The organism is Caballeronia calidae (assembly GCF_900044055.2).
In the GTDB taxonomy this organism is placed as follows: Bacteria; Pseudomonadota; Gammaproteobacteria; order Burkholderiales; family Burkholderiaceae; genus Caballeronia; species Caballeronia calidae.
In genome coordinates this window covers 53068-68455 of the sequence record NZ_FCOX02000028.1, presented here as the reverse complement: position 1 = coordinate 68455, position 15388 = coordinate 53068, and the positions used below count along the sequence as shown (strand labels likewise).

Sequence of the window (15388 nt, the reverse complement as noted above, 5' to 3'; positions counted from 1 at the left end):
ATGCGCGCCCCGACCACTCCGCTTCGCCCGCAACCCGAATCGCTGTGGCGGGCGATGGCCGCGCGCGTGCCGACGATGGACGCGCCGGTCAGCACGGGCGCGCCGCTCGCACGCGATATCGATGTGGAAGTGGCGATCATCGGCGCGGGTTATTCGGGCTTGAGCGCCGCGTATGCGCTGCAAAAGCGCGGCGTCGAATGCGCGGTGCTCGATGCGAATCCGGTCGGCTGGGGCGCGAGCGGGCGCAATGGCGGCGTGGTGTCGTCGAAGTTCCGGCTGTCGTTTCCGGCGATCGCGAGCGCGCATGGCATCGATGTCGCGAAGCGCATGCATCGGCTCGCGCATGATGGCGTGCGCACCGTCGAGGCGTTCATCGACGAGTTCAAGCTCACGCGCGCGCGTTTCGAGCATACGGGCAGCTTGCGTTGCGCGCATACGGAGCGCGCGCTTGCGTCGATATGCGCCGAAGCGGACTGGGTGCGCACGACGCTCAACGATACGTCGATGACCGTTCAATCGCGCGCCGAAGTCGAGCATGAGACGGGCTCGAAGGGTTTCGTCGGCGGCGTGCTGAGCGCGGACGCAGGCACGATTCTGCCGCTCGAATATGTGCGGGGCATCGCGGCGGGTCTTGTCTCGCGCGGCGTGCCAATCTACGAAGCGACGCCTGTCATCGACATGTCGCGCGTGCAAGACGGCCGCGTGCTGTTGAAAGCGCCCGGTGGAAATGTGCGCGCGAAGCAGGTGATCGTCGCAACGAATGCGTATTCGAATCTGACCGATGCGACGGCTTCGTATCATCGCGAACTCGTGCCGTTCCGAAGCGCGATGATCGCGACCGCGCCTCTATCGCCCGAGCTGGACGCGCAACTCATGGTCAATCGCCGCAGCTACACCGAAACGCGGCGCATGATGAAGTGGTTTCGCAAGGTCGATGGCCGCATGCTGTTCGGCGGCCGCGATGCGTTCGGCAAGGAAGGCGAGCCGACCGGCTTCGATGCACTGCAACGCGCGATGGTCGCGCTCTTTCCGCAACTCAGGGACGTGCCGGTGGAATATCGCTGGTCGGGTTATGTCGGCATGACCTTCAATGCGCTGCCGCATGTCGGGCGCAGCGACGATGCCACGACGTTCTGTCTCGGCTACAACGGCGCGGGCGTCGCGATGGCGAGTCTCGTCGGCCAGCACGCGGCGGCGCTCGCGCTCGGCGAAAGGCCCGAGCTTGCGCTGCTCGCGCAGGACGGCTTGCGGCCCGTGCCGTTCCATGCGCTGCGCGCGCCGGGCGTGAGGCTCGTCGCCGCGTGGTATCAGTTTCTCGACGCCGTGGGTGCATGATGACGATAGCCAAACGGATTCTCCAGGACACCGCCGTGATGCAAGCCGCCACGATCGACCCCTCGGTGCGCCATCAACGCCGCGAAGACCGCACGATGCTGTTGTTGATGGCGCCCGCGCTGCTGGTGGTGGTCGTGCTGCTCGTCGTGCCGCTCGCATGGCTTTCGTGGCAGTCGTTCTATCACGATGGCGTGTTCTCGCTCGTGAACTACAAGCGCGTCTTCACGGGTGCGTATCTCGACACGTTTCTTCTTACGTTCAAGCTCAGCCTGATCGTGACGGTGATCACGCTATTACTCGGCTATCCGGTCGCGTATTTCGCGGCTTCTATATCCCCGCGATGGAGCGCGCTCGTGCTCGGCATGGTGATCCTGCCGTTCTGGACCAGCGTGCTCGTGCGCACGTATGCATGGCTCGTGCTGTTGCAGCGCACGGGTCTCATCAACAAGACGCTGCTCGGCATGGGCCTGATCGATCGTCCGTTGCAGCTTTCGTATAACCAGTTCGGCACGATCATCGCGATGGTGCATATCCTCTTGCCGTTCATGGTGCTGCCGCTGTATTCCGCGATGCAGAAGATTCCGCCGAATCTCTCGCAAGCCGGCGCGAGCCTCGGCGGATCGCCTGTGCATGTGTTCCTGCGCGTGTTCCTGCCGCTGTCGATGAGCGGCGTGCTCGCGGGCGTGACGCTCGTGTTCGTGCTCTGCCTCGGCTTCTACATCACGCCGGAGCTGATGGGCGGCGGCAAGTCGATGATGGTGTCGATGATCGTGAGCCGCAATGTCGAAATCTACAACAGCTGGGGCGCGGCGAGTTCGGTGAGCGTGGTGCTGCTCATCTGCGTGTTCGCGATCTTCTATGCGGTGAGCCGCGTGATTCCGCTCGAAAAGACGCTGGGGGCGAAATGAATTCGATATCGCTTGGTCGCGTGACCCTGGGTGCATCGGTGATGCTGATTCTCGCGTTCCTGATGATTCCGGTGGTGATCGTCGTGCCGCTTTCGTTTTCCGATGCGCGCTTTCTCACGTTTCCGCCGCCCGCGTATTCGTTGCGCTGGTATCACGCGTTCTTCGATAACCCCGCGTGGATCGACGCCGCCAAAACCACCTTCGCGGCTTCGTCATGCGCGGCGCTGATCGCGACGCCGCTCGGCATCGCGGCGGCGTACGGCATCCAGTACGGATCGCACTGGTCCTTGCGCTATCTGCGTCCGCTGTTGATGCTGCCGCTGATGGTGCCGATCATCATCGTCGCGGTGGGCGTGTTCTTCGTCTTCACGCAGATGGGCTATGTGAACACGCTCGGCGGGCTCATCATCGCGGATACGATGCTCGGCTTGCCCTATGTGCTGATCTCCGTCGGCGCGGACCTGCGCACGTTCGATCGCACGCAGGAAATGGTCGCGCGCAGTCTCGGCATGAACCGCTTTCGCGCGTTCATGGCGGTGACCTTGCCTCAGATCAAGGCGAGCGTGATCTCAGGCGCGGTGTTCGTGTTCATTCAGGCGCTCGACGAAACCGTCGTTGCGCTCTTCATTTCCGGCGGCAATAATCAGACGCTCACGCGTCGCATGTTCGTCACGCTGCGCGATGAAATCGATCCGACTATCGCCGCCATCAGCACGATGCTTACCGCGTTGACGCTTTGCCTCGTGATGATCGTCGTCGTGAGCCGCCGCCGTTCCGCCGCGACTCACGGATGAACCTTCTTACAACGGAAACCATGCGACATCTCCAGCAGTTCTATATCGACGGCGAATGGGTCGAGCCGTCCGGCAGCGCGCGTTTGCCCGTGATCGATCCGAGCACGGAACAGCCGATCGGTGAAGTCGCGCTCGGCGATGCAAGCGATGTCGATCGTGCCGTGGCGGCTGCGCGGCACGCGTTCGCGTCGTTTTCGCAGACGCGTGTGGAAGAGCGCGTCGCATTGCTTCAGCGCTTGCTCGAAGCCTATCTCGCGCGTTATGACGAAATGGCCGATGTCATCACGCGCGAAATCGGCGCGCCGAAGAAGCTGTCGCATGCCTGGCAAGCGGCGCTCGGCAAGCGGCATATCGAGGAAACGCTGCGCACGGTCGAGCGATTCGAGTGGCAGCGCAGGAAGGGCACGACGCTCGTCAATCATGAGCCTGTTGGCGTGGCCGCGCTCATCACGCCGTGGAACTGGCCGATCAATCAGATCGTCTGCAAGGTCGCGCCCGCGCTCGCCGCGGGATGCACGGTGGTGCTGAAGCCCAGTGAAGTGTCGCCGATGAACGCGGTGCTGTTCGCGGAGATCGTCGATGCGGCGGGCGTGCCCAAAGGCGTCTTCAATCTCGTGAACGGCGATGGTCCGACCGCCGGCGCGGCGCTGTCCGCGCATCCGGATGTCGATATGGTGTCGTTCACCGGATCGACGCGCGCGGGCATCGAGATCGCGAAACTCGCCGCGCCGACCGTGAAGCGCGTGCATCAGGAGCTCGGCGGCAAGTCGGCGAACATTCTGCTCGACGATGCCGATTTCGAGGCTGCCGTGACGGCGGGCGTGAACTCGTGCTTCAGCAACAGCGGTCAATCGTGCAATGCGCCGACGCGCATGCTCGTGCCTGCATCGCGTCACGACGAGGCGGTGGAGATCGCGTTGCGCGCGGCGCAGAAGCATCGCGTGGGACCGGCCGACGCTTCCGACACCACGATGGGCCCCGTCGTCAGCGATGTGCAGTTCGGTCGCGTGCAGCGGCTGATCGGCATCGGCATCGAGGAAGGCGCCGCGCTGGTGACGGGCGGCCTCGGACGTCCCGACGGTCTCACGCGCGGCTATTACGTGAAGCCGACCGTGTTCGCGAACGTGGTCCCGTCGATGACCATCGCGCGCGAGGAGATCTTCGGGCCGGTGCTCGCGATCATGCCGTATCGCGATGAAGAGGAAGCAGTCGCCATTGCCAATGACACGCCTTATGGACTGGCGGCCTATGTGCAATCGAAGGATCAGGAGCACGCGCGGCGTGTCGCGATGAGGATGCGTGCGGGCAGCGTCTACGTCAACTATCCGGCGTGGGACCCCGGCTCGCCGTTCGGCGGTTACAAGCAGTCGGGCAATGGGCGCGAATACGGCGAATGGGGGCTGGAGGCGTTTCTCGAAGTGAAGGGGATCGTGGGTTACGGCGCGTAGTTCACGGCGCGCGCGGCGGCTTCGCGTGCGTCATGCGCGCTGCCGCGCAACGCATCCGCCACGCGCTCCGCGATCATGATCGTCGGCACATTCGTGTTGGCGCAGGGAATGGAAGGCATCAGCGATGCGTCGCATACGTGCAGCCCCTCGACGCCATAGACGGCGCCGCGCGCATCGGTCACGGCGTGCGGATCGTTCGATGAACCCATGCGGCACGTCCCCGAAGGATGCCACGTCCCGCCGACCGAACGCATGACGAACTCGGTCATCGCCTGATCGTCGGCGAGCAGGCTGCCGATGGTCACGCCCTGCGTCACGACCCTTTCGATCAACGCGCGGCGCAAAGGCCCGGCGATATCGAGCATCGCGCTCAACGCGCCGCGCTGCGCGGCGTTCCACATGCCCGGCACCGCGACGGCCGCCACGCGCGGCGAATAGCTCGATGGAAAGATCACATCGCGATGCGCGTTCATCGCAGGCGACGCCAGCGCCGAAGCGCCGAAGCGCAACGCGAGCTTGAGGCGTTCGAGATCGCGCGAATCGGAGAGCATCGCGAAATCGACCTTGGGCTCATCGAACGCATTCGCCGATGCCAGCGTCACGCGCCCGCGCGAATACGACTTGTTGACCCAGAAGAAGATCGTGCCGAGCCGATAGCCAACGGAATGCCAGCCCGAGCGCGACAGGATCGCGCCGTGCATATCGCCCTGAACGGTATTCGGCAAGTTGGACGAGAAGCGCACGATCGCCTGCTCGTGATGCTCGTTCGCAAACGGCGTGCGTGCGCTGCGCGGCAGAAACGCGGACACGGCAATCGACGGATGCTCCATCAGATTGCGCCCTACGCCCGGCCGATCCGCGCGCACATCGATACCGAGTGCGGCGAGTTCATCGGCGGGTCCGATGCCGCTTCTCATCAACAGCGCGGGACTATGAATCGCACCGGCCGATACGATCACGCGATGCGCTTTCAGTTCTTCACGCGTGCCGTCAGCGCGCACGATGCACGCGCCAATTGCACGCTTGCCGTCGAACAGAATGCGCTCGACCACGTCACCCGTGCGGATGCTCAGATTGGCGCGTGCACGCGCGGCATCGTCGAGATAGCAGACGGAAGTGGGGATGCGTTCACCCTTCGCGCTCACGGCGATCGAACCGATGAACGTGCCGTCTTCCCACGGGCCGTTCTGATCGTCGTGCAACGCATGGCCGCTATCGGCGAGTGCAGCGAGCACCGCATGCACGAATGGTGATATACGCGGCCACGGCGTGCGTTGAACGCGCACGGGACCCTCATCGCCATGCAAGGGGCCGCTGAAATCGCAATCCGTTTCGAGCTTGCGAAAGTAGGGCAGGCACGTCCGCCAGTTCCAGCCATCGGCGCCCAGCGTTTCCCATTCATCGTAGTCGGCGGGCGAGCCGCGATTGGCCATCAGCGCATTGATCGCCGAGCCGCCGCCGAGGAGCCGCGCCTGTTCATAGCGGCGCAACGTGGCGCTCGCGCTCATGCGCGCTTTCAGTTGTTGCCAGATATTGCGCGTGTCGAGATACGCGCGGCCCGGATAGCGGCTGCGAATCGCATCGGGCATCGTATGCGCGGAAATATCTCGGCCCGCTTCGACGAGACAGACGTTCGCGCGTGCATCTTCGGAAAGGCGGGCGGCCAGCACGCAGCCGGCCGAGCCGCCGCCCAGGATCAGATAGTCGAACACGTTAGCGAACGCTAAGCCGTGCTCTTATTGCATGAACTTGAGCCAGCGCGCCTTCGCCTGAATGCCGGGCTCGGACGCCCACCATTCCTCCGACAACAGCGCCTGCTTCGCCGCATTCGCCGGCGCGCTCGGCAATTCCGCCGCGCGCTTGTCGGTGATCTTGCCGGTCTTGAATGCGGCCGGATTGCCAGGACCGTAGTCGATATAGAGCGGCAGATTCGCCTGCAATTGCGGTGACACCGCTGCATTCAGGAAGCGCACCGCATCGTTCAGATTCGGCGCGTTCTTCAGGATGCAAAGCTGCGTGTTCTGAAGAATGCCGTCGTTGAACGTGAAGGCGATGTCCGGGTCATCCTTCATCACGGCGCTTGCGCGGCCATTCCAGATCATCGTCATGTCGACTTCGCCGTCGTGCAGCAATTGTGCCGACTGGCCGCCCGAGGTCCACCACACGGTGACATTCGGCTTGATCTCCTCGAGCTTCTTGAACGCGCGATCCACGTCGAGCGGATAGAGCTTCTCGCGCGGCACGCCGTCCGCGAGCAGCGCCGCTTCGAGCACGGTCATCGGGTCGTTGCGCAGCGCGCGCGTGCCGGGGAAGTTCTTCACGTCCCAGAAGTCCTTCCAGCTTTGCGGCACCTTCTTCAGCGTCTTCTTGTTATAGCCGATGACGGTCGAATAGAACTCGTAGGCCACCGAATACGGCGTGCGGTATTTCTCGGGGATAGCCGCCGCGTTGGGGATCTTCGAGAAATCGAGCTTCTCCAGCAGGCCTTCGCGACCGCCGCGCAGACAGTTCGATGTCGGCGTATCGACTACGTCCCAGATCGGCTTGCCCGTCGAGCCTTGCGCCTTGATCTGCGGCCACGCATCCGGAATGCTGTCCTGGTTGATGGTGATGCCGAGCTCTTTCGCGGCGGGATCGAGAATCGCTTTGGTCTGCGCTTCCTGATACGCGCCGCCTTGCGATACGAACGTGATCTTGCCCGCGGCGAACGCCGGCGCCGTGCCCGCGATCGATAGCAGCAAAGTCATGGCGAGCGGGCGAACGGGGAAGTGCGGACAGCGGAACCTTGCAATCTTCATCACGGCGTTTTCCTCGACAAGATTGAAGCAGCGGACGTCTTGCAGGTCGCGCGGTCCCGCCCGGCTTCAGCCGCAAGCGGGGACGGCGCGGGGATAACTAAAAATATATCGAGTCAAATAGGCGGCGGCAACGCCGGAATTGTTGGAGTGACCATGACCTGATGTTATGTCAGTGCAATGGTCGCGGATGCCGCGCTCTCAGAAGATCACGTAGACCTTGCGCATGGTTTCATCGACTTCCCATGTGCCTTCGGTGTTCGCCGCGAAGAAGAGCGTGTCGCCGCCGGTGAAGTGAATCGTGTCTTCGCCGTCGGGCGTGAAGCGGCCGCTGCCCGCCAGAAAATGCATCACTTCGGCCTGTTTCACCGCGCGGCGATAGGTGCCGGGCGTGCATTCGAACACGCCGGTATCGATGGCCTCGCTGCCCGGAATCACCTTCTGCACGCCGGATACCCTGATTTCCTGCGTGCCCGGCAAGCCCGCCGTGCCCCAGTCTTCCAGTCCTTGTATCGCGATGCTCTGCCTGATCTGCTGAACTTTCATGGGCTAGCCCTTATGTGGATTGAATGCGTCTTTCGATCTTGCCGAGCCGCACGACCGTCACGCCCGGCCGCAACTGACGCAGCGAGGGCATCACGAGCATGCAGTCGTCGTAGGGTGTCTCGATGGGCTCGCCTTCCGAAAAGGCGATCACGCTGCCCGCCTCGGGAAACACTTCGAGGCCGGTGTAGTCATCGGCGAAACGGAAGTCCATGCTCTTCGCGACGACGGGCTCCGTCACGCGCACGACGAGCATTTCCTGCGGTGATTCCTGAATCCAGCCTGACGGCAAGTCGTGTTTGTCCAGCACGCCGGACAGCACGAGAAAACGCGCCGTCACATCGCGCGCAACCGTCACCGCGCCCGCTTCCCAATGCTGTCCGCATTCGATGAGCAATGCGTTCTTCGCGCTCGCCGGATCGCCGAAGCCTTCGTAATCGCGCATGCGCCGGCCTTCGGGATGGCCTTCGTCGCAGATGATGGTCGCGGGCGTGCCGAGCTTCGCCGACAATTCGATGCCTTTATCGAGCGGTCCCGCGACGATCAGGGGCTTGCTCTTCTCATGCATCGAATGCAGGTCGAGCAGCAGATCGACGGTATCGATGACAGGCCGCATCGCGCGGGCGCGACGCAGCTCGCTCGAATCAAGCGACGTGTCATCGAGAGTCTGCGCGGTCCATACGCGATTGAAGTCCTGATCGACGAAACGCGACGCATCGGGCTTGCTCGCATCGAAGCTGTTATAGGCGTCGACGTTGGCGAAAGCGAGCGTGAGCCTGCCGCGCCTCGGTTTCAATTGAGCACGCAGCAGTTCATCGACGACGATCGCGCCGCACACTTCGTTGCCGTGCGTGAGCGCGTTGATCATCACATGCGGACCGTCGATGCCCGAATCGAACGTATGCACATACTGCACGCCCGCATTGCCCGATGCATGCGCGCCTATATCGGGAAACGCGATCTCGATCGGATACGCGTTCATTCGAGGCCGCCCTGGCAGAGATATTTGATCGAGAGGTAATCGTCGAGGCCGTACTTCGAGCCTTCGCGTCCGTAGCCCGATTCCTTCACGCCGCCGAACGGCGCGGCTTCGCTGGAGATCGCGCCTTCGTTAATGCCGACGAGCCCCGTTTCCAGCAGACGCGACACACGGTCGATGCGCTTCAGGTTATCGCTATAGAAATACGATGCGAGGCCGAAGGGCGTGTCGTTCGCGGCGCGGATAACTTCGGCTTCGTCGTCGAAACGGAAGAGCGGCACCACCGGGCCGAAGGTTTCCTCGCAGCTCAGTTGCATCTCGGGCGTGGCGTCGGCGAGGACCGTGGGCGCGTAATAGTTCGGGCCGAGATCGGAAAGACGCTTGCCGCCCGTGAGCACGCGTGCGCCGCGTTTCATCGCATCATTAACGTGACGCTCGATCTTCTCGACCGCGCGCGCGTTGATCATCGGGCCGATTTGCGCGTCGGAGTCAGTGGCGGGCGCGACCTTCAATGCACCGACGCGCTTCGCCAGCAAGTCGGCGAACTTGTCATAGACGGACGACTGCACATACACGCGATTCGGGCACACGCACGTCTGCCCGCCGTTGCGGAACTTCGATGCCATGAGGCCGGTGACAGCCGCATCGAGATCGGCGTCGTCGAACACGATGAAGGGCGCGTTGCCGCCGAGTTCCAGCGATAGCTTCTTCAACGTGCCCGCCGATTCGCGCGCGAGATACTTGCCCACCGGCGTCGAGCCCGTGAAGGTGATCTTGCGCACGCGGCCGTCTTCGAGCCAGTCGGCGACGGCTTCCTGCGCGTTCTCGCGCGATGCGCTGATGAGGTTCAACGCGCCCGCCGGCACGCCCGCTTCATGCGCGAGCATCACCAGCGCGAGCGCCGTGAGCGGCGTGTCTTCCGCGGGCTTGCCGATGACCGTGCAGCCTGCCGCGAGCGCGGGCGCGATCTTGCGCGCGATCATCGCGAGCGGGAAATTCCACGGCGTGATCGCGGCGACGATGCCGATCGGTTCCTTCACTGCGCTCATGCGCTTGCCGCGCTGCTGCTGCGGAATGATGTCGCCGTAGATGCGCGTGGCTTCATCGGCGAACCACGCGACATAGGACGCGCCGTACATCACTTCGCCGCGTCCTTCCGCGAAGGGCTTGCCTTGTTCGAGCGAGATGAGACGTCCGAGCGCATCGGCGTTCTCGACGATCAGCGCGTGCCAGCGATGCAGCACGGCCGCGCGATCCTTCGCCAGCGTATCGCGCCATGCGGGGAAGGCACGCGCGGCGGCGTTGGTGGCGGCGCGCGCATCGGCGGGGCCGCTGTCGGCGACTTGCGTGATGACTTCGCCCGTTGCGGGATCGGTGACGGCGAAGCGCTTGCCGTTCGCGGCAGGCACCCATTTGCCGTCGATGAAGTTATCGGCGCGAATCAGATCGCGCAGTTCGTATCGTTGGGTCATGATGGACTCCGTGTCAGGCGAGCAATTGCGCAATGGCCGCGCCGACTTCCGTGGTCTTTGCCTTGCCGCCGAGATCGCCGGTGCGCGGACCTTCCTTCAATACCGCGGAGATTGCGGCGAGCATCGCGTCGTGCGCGTCGCGCTCGCCGAGGAAGTCGAGCATCATCGCGGCGGACCAGATCATCGCGACCGGATTGGCGATGCCCTTGCCCGCGATATCCGGCGCGGAACCGTGCACCGGTTCGAAGAGCGACGGGAAGTTGCGCTCCGGATTCATGTTAGCCGAAGGCGCAATGCCGATGGTGCCGGTACACGCCGGACCGAGGTCCGAAAGAATATCGCCGAAGAGATTGGTCGCGACGACCACATCGAAGCGGTCGGGGTTCAACACGAAACGAGCGCACAGAATATCGATGTGCTGTTTGTCCCACTTGATCTCGGGATAGTGCGCGGCGATTTCGGCGGCGCGTGCATCCCACCACGGCATGCTGATCGAAATGCCGTTGCTCTTGGTGGCGACGGTGATCTTCTTTTCACGCTTCTGCGCGAGATCGAATGCGAACTTCAACACGCGTTCCGCGCCCTTGCGCGTGAAAATCGACGTTTGCGACACGAACTCGCGCTCGGTGCCTTCGAACGACACGCCGCCGACCGACGAGTATTCGCCTTCGGTGTTCTCGCGCACGATCATGAAGTCGATGTCGCCCGCCTTGCGATTCGCGAGGGGCGAGGGCACGCCGTCGAAGAGACGCGCCGGGCGCAGATTGATGTACTGATCGAACTCACGTCGGAACTTCAAAAGCGAGCCCCACAGCGAGATATGGTCGGGCACCGTGTCCGGCCAGCCGACCGCGCCGAACAGAATCGCGTCGGCGTCTTGCAGTTGCGCCTTCCAGTCGTCGGGCATCATCTTGCCGTGCTTCGCGTAGTAGTCGCAGCTCGCCCACTCGATATGCCGGTATTCGAGCGCGATATTGAACCGCTTGCTCACGGCGTCGAGTGCGCGCACGGCTTCGGGCATCACTTCCTTGCCGATGCCGTCGCCCGGAATCACGGCAATACGATAGGTGCTGGACATGGGTTACTCCGGTAAAGTCGAAGGACGTTAAAAAGCACGCGCGTGCATAAAGCGCGTGCGTGCATTCGAATGTAAAGAGAATGAGGCGCCTGCCTCAATGATGGCTTTGCGAGAAAAGCGTTTCGAGCGGATAGTGCGTCTTCACGAACGACGTCTTGATGATGACGTAGCTGAAGTACTTCTCGATGCCGATGCCGCGCTCCAGCAGCCCTTCGATGATGCTCTGGTAATGGCTGACGCTGCGGGTGACGAACTTGAGCAGATAGTCGTAACCGCCGCTCGCGAGATGACATTCGACGATCTCGTCGACATCCTTCACCGCATTCACGAAGTTGATGAAGTCCTCGCGGCGATGATCGGCGAGCGTGACTTCGGTGAAGACCACCTGCACGTCGCCGAGCTTCTCCAGTTGAATCTGCGCACCGTACCCGACGATATAACCCGCCTTCTCCAGCCGCTTCACACGAATGAGACAAGGGCTGGGCGACAGACCGACCGCATCGGCGAGCTCCACGTTCGTGATGCGCCCGCGTTTCTGCAATTGCGAAAGGATACGCAGATCGATTCGGTCCAGCTTGCTTTCGTTGCTCATCGTGACGGGTTTGGTCTCGCATGTCGGCGGTCGGTCGATGTTATCACGCGGCCGCGCGAGAACTACATCCGGAAACGCCCTTCAATGCGGCGCGCACGTCGTTTTCCGCGAGTACGTCGTCGAGCGTTTGCGTGAGGCGCTCGAACAGCATGTCGAAGTTGGCTTCGGTATAGCAGAGCGCCGGCGCGAAGCCGAGAATGTTATCGCCGAATGCGCGGAACACGAGCCCGTTGCGATAGGCGGCGGCCGCGATGCGGTCCGGCAGCTTGAGCGCCGCATCGAAGCCGCGCTTGCTGTCCTTGTCGGAAACGAGTTCGAGCGCGCCGAGCAGCCCGCGATGACGCGAATCGCCGACGAGCGGATGATCGAGCAGCGCATCGAGGCCTTGCGCGAAACGCGGCGCCTGCGCCTGGCCGTTCGCGAGCAGGCCGCCTTCGTGATAGAGCCGCATCACTTCGAGACCGATGGCCGCGCTCACCGGATGCGCCGAGTACGTGTGCCCGTGACCGATGGCGGCGGAGACATCGCCGCCATCGGCGATGCCTTGATAGATCGCATCGGACATGAGGACCGCGCCCATCGGCGCATAGCCTGCCGTGAGGCCCTTTGCAACCGTCATCAGATCCGGTTCGACGCCTTCGCCCTCGCACGCGAAGAGCGGGCCGGTGCGGCCGAAGCCGGTGATGACTTCATCGGCGACGAAGAGGATATCGAGCTTGCGGCATGCATCGCGCATCGCTTTCAGCCAGCCTGCGGGCGGCACGATCACGCCGCCCGAACCTTGAATCGGCTCGCAGAAGAATGCGGCGACGTTGTCCGCGCCGAGCTCCGCGACCTTCGCTTCGAGCGCTTGCACGGAAGCGGCGATGAGCGCGGCGTCATCGGCGAAATCATTGCGATACGCATACGGCGACGGAATGTGATGCTGCGTGGGCAGCGGCAGATCGAAGTTGCGATGGAACGCGGGCAACGCCGTCAGACCCGCGCCGATCGACGACGAGCCGTGATAACCGCGTTGCAGCGCGATGCAATGCTTCTTCGACGGACGGCCCGTCGCGTTGTAGTAGTGCGTGATGAAGCGCAGCGCGGAATCGACCGCATCCGAGCCGCCGAGCGTGAAGTACACGTGTTGCAGCGACGCGGGCGCGAGCTCGACGAGCTTCGCGGCGAGTTCGATCGCGGGCTCGGAGCCGAAGTGGAAGTAGCCGGTCGCGTAGGGCAGCTTCGCCATCTGCTTCGCGGCGGCCTCGACGATGCTCGCGTGGCCGTAGCCCGTGTTCACGCACCAGAGGCCCGAGAAGGCGTCGAGCAGTGCCTTGCCTTCGATATCGCGCAGGAACACGCCATCGGCGGAATCGAGCACGGTGACGCCGCGCGCCTCATGCGCGCGATAACTGACGACGGGATGGATCAGATGTTTGCGGTCGGACTCGACAAGCGATTGGATCGGCATGATGCGGCTCTCTCTTTGTTCGGACAGTGTTCGAAATGGCGCGTGACCGTTTCATACTATCGGCAGAGCCGCATCGCGCGCATCGCCAAAAAAATGGCTAAAAAGCGAATCCGTGGCGTTTTGCCGGGGCCGCGCAGCATTTTGTGCTGCGCGGCCCGCGAGACGCTTTCAGTAGCCGCGCGTGCGGTCGATTTCGCCGCTCATGCGCTCCCCCGCGCGATGGCGGCGAAGGTTCTCCAGCACCACGTCGACGGCGGTTTCGGGGCGCGTCGCGCTCGCGATATGCGGCGTCAGGCGCACGCGCGGATGCGTCCAGAACGGATGCGCGGGCGGCAAGGGCTCGGGCTCGGTCACATCGAGAATCGCGGCATGAAGATGGCCGCTGTCGAGCGCATCGAGCAGATCCTGCTGATTCACGTGCGGGCCGCGACCGACGTTGATGAACGACGCCCCGTCCGGCAACGCACCGAACACGCGCTTGTCGATGAGACCGCGCGTCGCATCCGTGAGCGGCAGCAGGCACACGAGGATATCGGTGCGGGCGAGGAACGCATCGAGCGATTCGATGCCCGCGTGACATTCGACGCCTTCGATCTCATGCGGCGAACGGCTCCAGCCCGCGCACGAAAAGCCGAAGAGCCGCAGCGTTTTCAGCACGGCGGTGCCGAGCATGCCGAGCCCGAGCACGCCGATGCGCCGCGTCGAGGCGGCGCGCACGGGCATCTCGTGCCAGACGCGCTCGCGTTGCTGCGCGGCGTAATCGAAGAGGTCGCGATGAATCGTGAGCACCGCCTGCGTCACATATTCCACCATCCCTTCGACGATGCCAGGCTCGGTCATCCGCACCACGGCGACATGCGGCGGCACGCCCGACAGATCGAACTGATCGATGCCCGCGCCCACCGAGAAGATCACTTCGAGATTGGGGAAGGTCCGCATGACATCGGCGGGCGGCTGCCATGCCGCGAGATAGCGCACGGCGGCGGCGTCGCCGATGTCGGGCCACAAACGGAACGGGACATCCGGCGCCTTTTGCGCGAAGAGTTGCGCCCATTGTCTGCCGCGTTCGGGATCGGCTTTATAGAGGATGGTCATTGGCTCACCCCAGCGCCTGGTTGATGATCGCGAATTGCGCGACGGATGCGTCATGCGGCGGCGTGCCGTTGCGCGCCATCTTGATGACCGTATCGACGCGTCTGAGCCCGATGTCGTCGAGCCAGTCCGACAGGCCGCATTCGTCCGGCGTGTCGATGCGCGTGAACTTGCCGTGGTTATGATCGAGCCAATGCGCGATGAGCGCTTGCGCGCGATGCATGTGCCGCTGTTCGCCGGTCATCGCGACGACCGGGCCGATCGCATGCCCACGCCCGAATTCACGGATGAGCGAGAAGCCCAGCACTTCGCCATCGCGTTCGAGCACGACGCCTCGGGCGACCTTCAACAGCGAAGGCAGCAGCGCGCTTCTGTCGAGGCCGCTTGCGCGCGATGCGAGCGCGACGAGCGTGTCGGTATCGGCGGGTTCGATCGCGCGCAGCTTTTCATCGGTCGGCAATACGATGCGCGGCGCCGTGAAATCGGCGGATTGATGCTGATGAATCGCGCCGATGCGCCTGAACCCGAGCTTCGCGTAGAGCGGCTCGCCCGCGGGCGTCGCGTGCAGCACGGTGATGCGATCGCCGAGCGCCTCGAGCAGCAACTCCATCAGTTTGCGGCCGATGCCCTTGCCCTGGCAGTCCGGCGCCACGATCACCATGCCGAGCGATCCGCCGTCGTCGCCATAGGTCCAGCACAACGCGGTGCCGACCACACGCTCGCCATCCTGCGCAATGAAGCCCGTGCCGGCATCGAGCACGAAGCGCCAGTCATCGGCGCGATGCGGCCATTTGACATCGACGGAGAGCGCATGCGCCGCGGGAATATCCCTGGCGGTGAAGGGGCGGTAGAGGAGAGTGGATGTTTCGGCGGCGGACACGGCATGCTCCACATTAGAG

14 protein-coding genes are annotated in these 15388 nt (G+C 63.6%); 4 read left to right on the top strand and 10 right to left on the bottom strand.

Annotated features, from left to right (window positions below; all coding sequences use genetic code 11):
• The 4 genes from AWB78_RS23660 to AWB78_RS23645 are packed head-to-tail and all read left to right on the top strand — an operon-like array spanning window position 1 to window position 4485.
• Window positions 1-1335: an NAD(P)/FAD-dependent oxidoreductase gene (locus AWB78_RS23660; protein ID WP_062608418.1), complete on the top strand. Its 1335-nt coding sequence runs from the start codon at window positions 1-3 to the stop codon at window positions 1333-1335.
• A gap of 38 nt (window positions 1336-1373) precedes the next feature.
• The gene (locus tag AWB78_RS23655; protein ID WP_232477842.1) at window positions 1374-2243 is read left to right on the top strand and encodes an ABC transporter permease; all 870 of its coding nucleotides are present in this window, start codon (window positions 1374-1376) and stop codon (window positions 2241-2243) included.
• Window positions 2240-3037 carry an ABC transporter permease gene (locus tag AWB78_RS23650; protein ID WP_062608416.1) on the top strand — a complete coding sequence of 266 codons (798 nt, stop codon included), beginning with the start codon at window positions 2240-2242 and terminating at the stop codon, window positions 3035-3037. The genes AWB78_RS23655 and AWB78_RS23650 overlap by 4 nt, the downstream gene beginning before the upstream one ends.
• 20 nt (window positions 3038-3057) lie before the next feature.
• Window positions 3058-4485, top strand: coding sequence for an aldehyde dehydrogenase family protein (locus tag AWB78_RS23645; protein ID WP_062608415.1), 1428 nt, complete (start codon window positions 3058-3060; stop codon window positions 4483-4485).
• On the opposite strand, the gene AWB78_RS23640 is transcribed toward AWB78_RS23645, so the two are convergent.
• The 10 genes from AWB78_RS23640 to AWB78_RS23595 form a co-directional block, all read right to left on the bottom strand.
• Window positions 4473-6197 (bottom strand): GMC family oxidoreductase, encoded by a 1725-nt coding sequence (locus tag AWB78_RS23640; RefSeq protein ID WP_062608414.1) that lies wholly within the window; start codon window positions 6195-6197, stop codon window positions 4473-4475. The genes AWB78_RS23645 and AWB78_RS23640 overlap by 13 nt on opposite strands.
• A 24-nt stretch (window positions 6198-6221) precedes the next feature.
• On the bottom strand, window positions 6222-7283 hold the full coding sequence (locus tag AWB78_RS23635; protein WP_062608413.1) for an ABC transporter substrate-binding protein: 1062 nt from the start codon (window positions 7281-7283) through the stop codon (window positions 6222-6224).
• A gap of 198 nt (window positions 7284-7481) precedes the next feature.
• Complete coding sequence (locus tag AWB78_RS23630) at window positions 7482-7826, bottom strand: cupin domain-containing protein (protein WP_062608412.1); 345 nt, start codon at window positions 7824-7826, stop codon at window positions 7482-7484.
• 10 nt (window positions 7827-7836) lie between these two features.
• On the bottom strand, window positions 7837-8805 hold the full coding sequence (locus AWB78_RS23625) for a M14 family metallopeptidase (protein ID WP_062608411.1): 969 nt from the start codon (window positions 8803-8805) through the stop codon (window positions 7837-7839).
• Window positions 8802-10274, bottom strand: coding sequence for an NAD-dependent succinate-semialdehyde dehydrogenase (locus tag AWB78_RS23620; RefSeq protein WP_062608410.1), 1473 nt, complete (start codon window positions 10272-10274; stop codon window positions 8802-8804). Before AWB78_RS23620 ends, AWB78_RS23625 begins: the two co-directional genes overlap by 4 nt.
• A 13-nt stretch (window positions 10275-10287) precedes the next feature.
• Window positions 10288-11352: a tartrate dehydrogenase gene (locus tag AWB78_RS23615; protein WP_062608409.1), complete on the bottom strand. Its 1065-nt coding sequence runs from the start codon at window positions 11350-11352 to the stop codon at window positions 10288-10290.
• A 94-nt stretch (window positions 11353-11446) separates the two neighbouring features.
• Window positions 11447-11944 (bottom strand): Lrp/AsnC family transcriptional regulator, encoded by a 498-nt coding sequence (locus AWB78_RS23610; protein WP_062608408.1) that lies wholly within the window; start codon window positions 11942-11944, stop codon window positions 11447-11449.
• 43 nt (window positions 11945-11987) lie between these two features.
• Window positions 11988-13397 (bottom strand): aspartate aminotransferase family protein, encoded by a 1410-nt coding sequence (locus AWB78_RS23605; protein WP_062608407.1) that lies wholly within the window; start codon window positions 13395-13397, stop codon window positions 11988-11990.
• A gap of 168 nt (window positions 13398-13565) precedes the next feature.
• Window positions 13566-14492, bottom strand: a complete 927-nt coding sequence (locus AWB78_RS23600) for a 2-hydroxyacid dehydrogenase (protein ID WP_062608406.1) — start codon at window positions 14490-14492, stop codon at window positions 13566-13568.
• A 4-nt stretch (window positions 14493-14496) separates the two neighbouring features.
• Window positions 14497-15369 (bottom strand): GNAT family N-acetyltransferase, encoded by an 873-nt coding sequence (locus tag AWB78_RS23595; protein ID WP_232477830.1) that lies wholly within the window; start codon window positions 15367-15369, stop codon window positions 14497-14499.
• Window positions 15370-15388: the final 19 nt, after the last annotated feature.

Excerpts from the sequence above, each read along its gene's own strand:
- AWB78_RS23660 (WP_062608418.1), top strand. The coding sequence starts at position 1 with ATGCGCGCCCCGACCACTCCGCTTCGCCCGCAACCCGAATCGCTGTGG.
- AWB78_RS23655 (WP_232477842.1), top strand. The coding sequence starts at position 1,374 with ATGCAAGCCGCCACGATCGACCCCTCGGTGCGCCATCAACGCCGCGAA.
- AWB78_RS23650 (WP_062608416.1), top strand. The coding sequence starts at position 2,240 with ATGAATTCGATATCGCTTGGTCGCGTGACCCTGGGTGCATCGGTGATG.
- AWB78_RS23645 (WP_062608415.1), top strand. The coding sequence starts at position 3,058 with ATGCGACATCTCCAGCAGTTCTATATCGACGGCGAATGGGTCGAGCCG.
- AWB78_RS23635 (WP_062608413.1), bottom strand. The coding sequence starts at position 7,283 with ATGAAGATTGCAAGGTTCCGCTGTCCGCACTTCCCCGTTCGCCCGCTC.
- AWB78_RS23630 (WP_062608412.1), bottom strand. The coding sequence starts at position 7,826 with ATGAAAGTTCAGCAGATCAGGCAGAGCATCGCGATACAAGGACTGGAA.
- AWB78_RS23625 (WP_062608411.1), bottom strand. The coding sequence starts at position 8,805 with ATGAACGCGTATCCGATCGAGATCGCGTTTCCCGATATAGGCGCGCAT.
- AWB78_RS23620 (WP_062608410.1), bottom strand. The coding sequence starts at position 10,274 with ATGACCCAACGATACGAACTGCGCGATCTGATTCGCGCCGATAACTTC.
- AWB78_RS23615 (WP_062608409.1), bottom strand. The coding sequence starts at position 11,352 with ATGTCCAGCACCTATCGTATTGCCGTGATTCCGGGCGACGGCATCGGC.
- AWB78_RS23610 (WP_062608408.1), bottom strand. The coding sequence starts at position 11,944 with ATGAGCAACGAAAGCAAGCTGGACCGAATCGATCTGCGTATCCTTTCG.
- AWB78_RS23605 (WP_062608407.1), bottom strand. The coding sequence starts at position 13,397 with ATGCCGATCCAATCGCTTGTCGAGTCCGACCGCAAACATCTGATCCAT.
- AWB78_RS23600 (WP_062608406.1), bottom strand. The coding sequence starts at position 14,492 with ATGACCATCCTCTATAAAGCCGATCCCGAACGCGGCAGACAATGGGCG.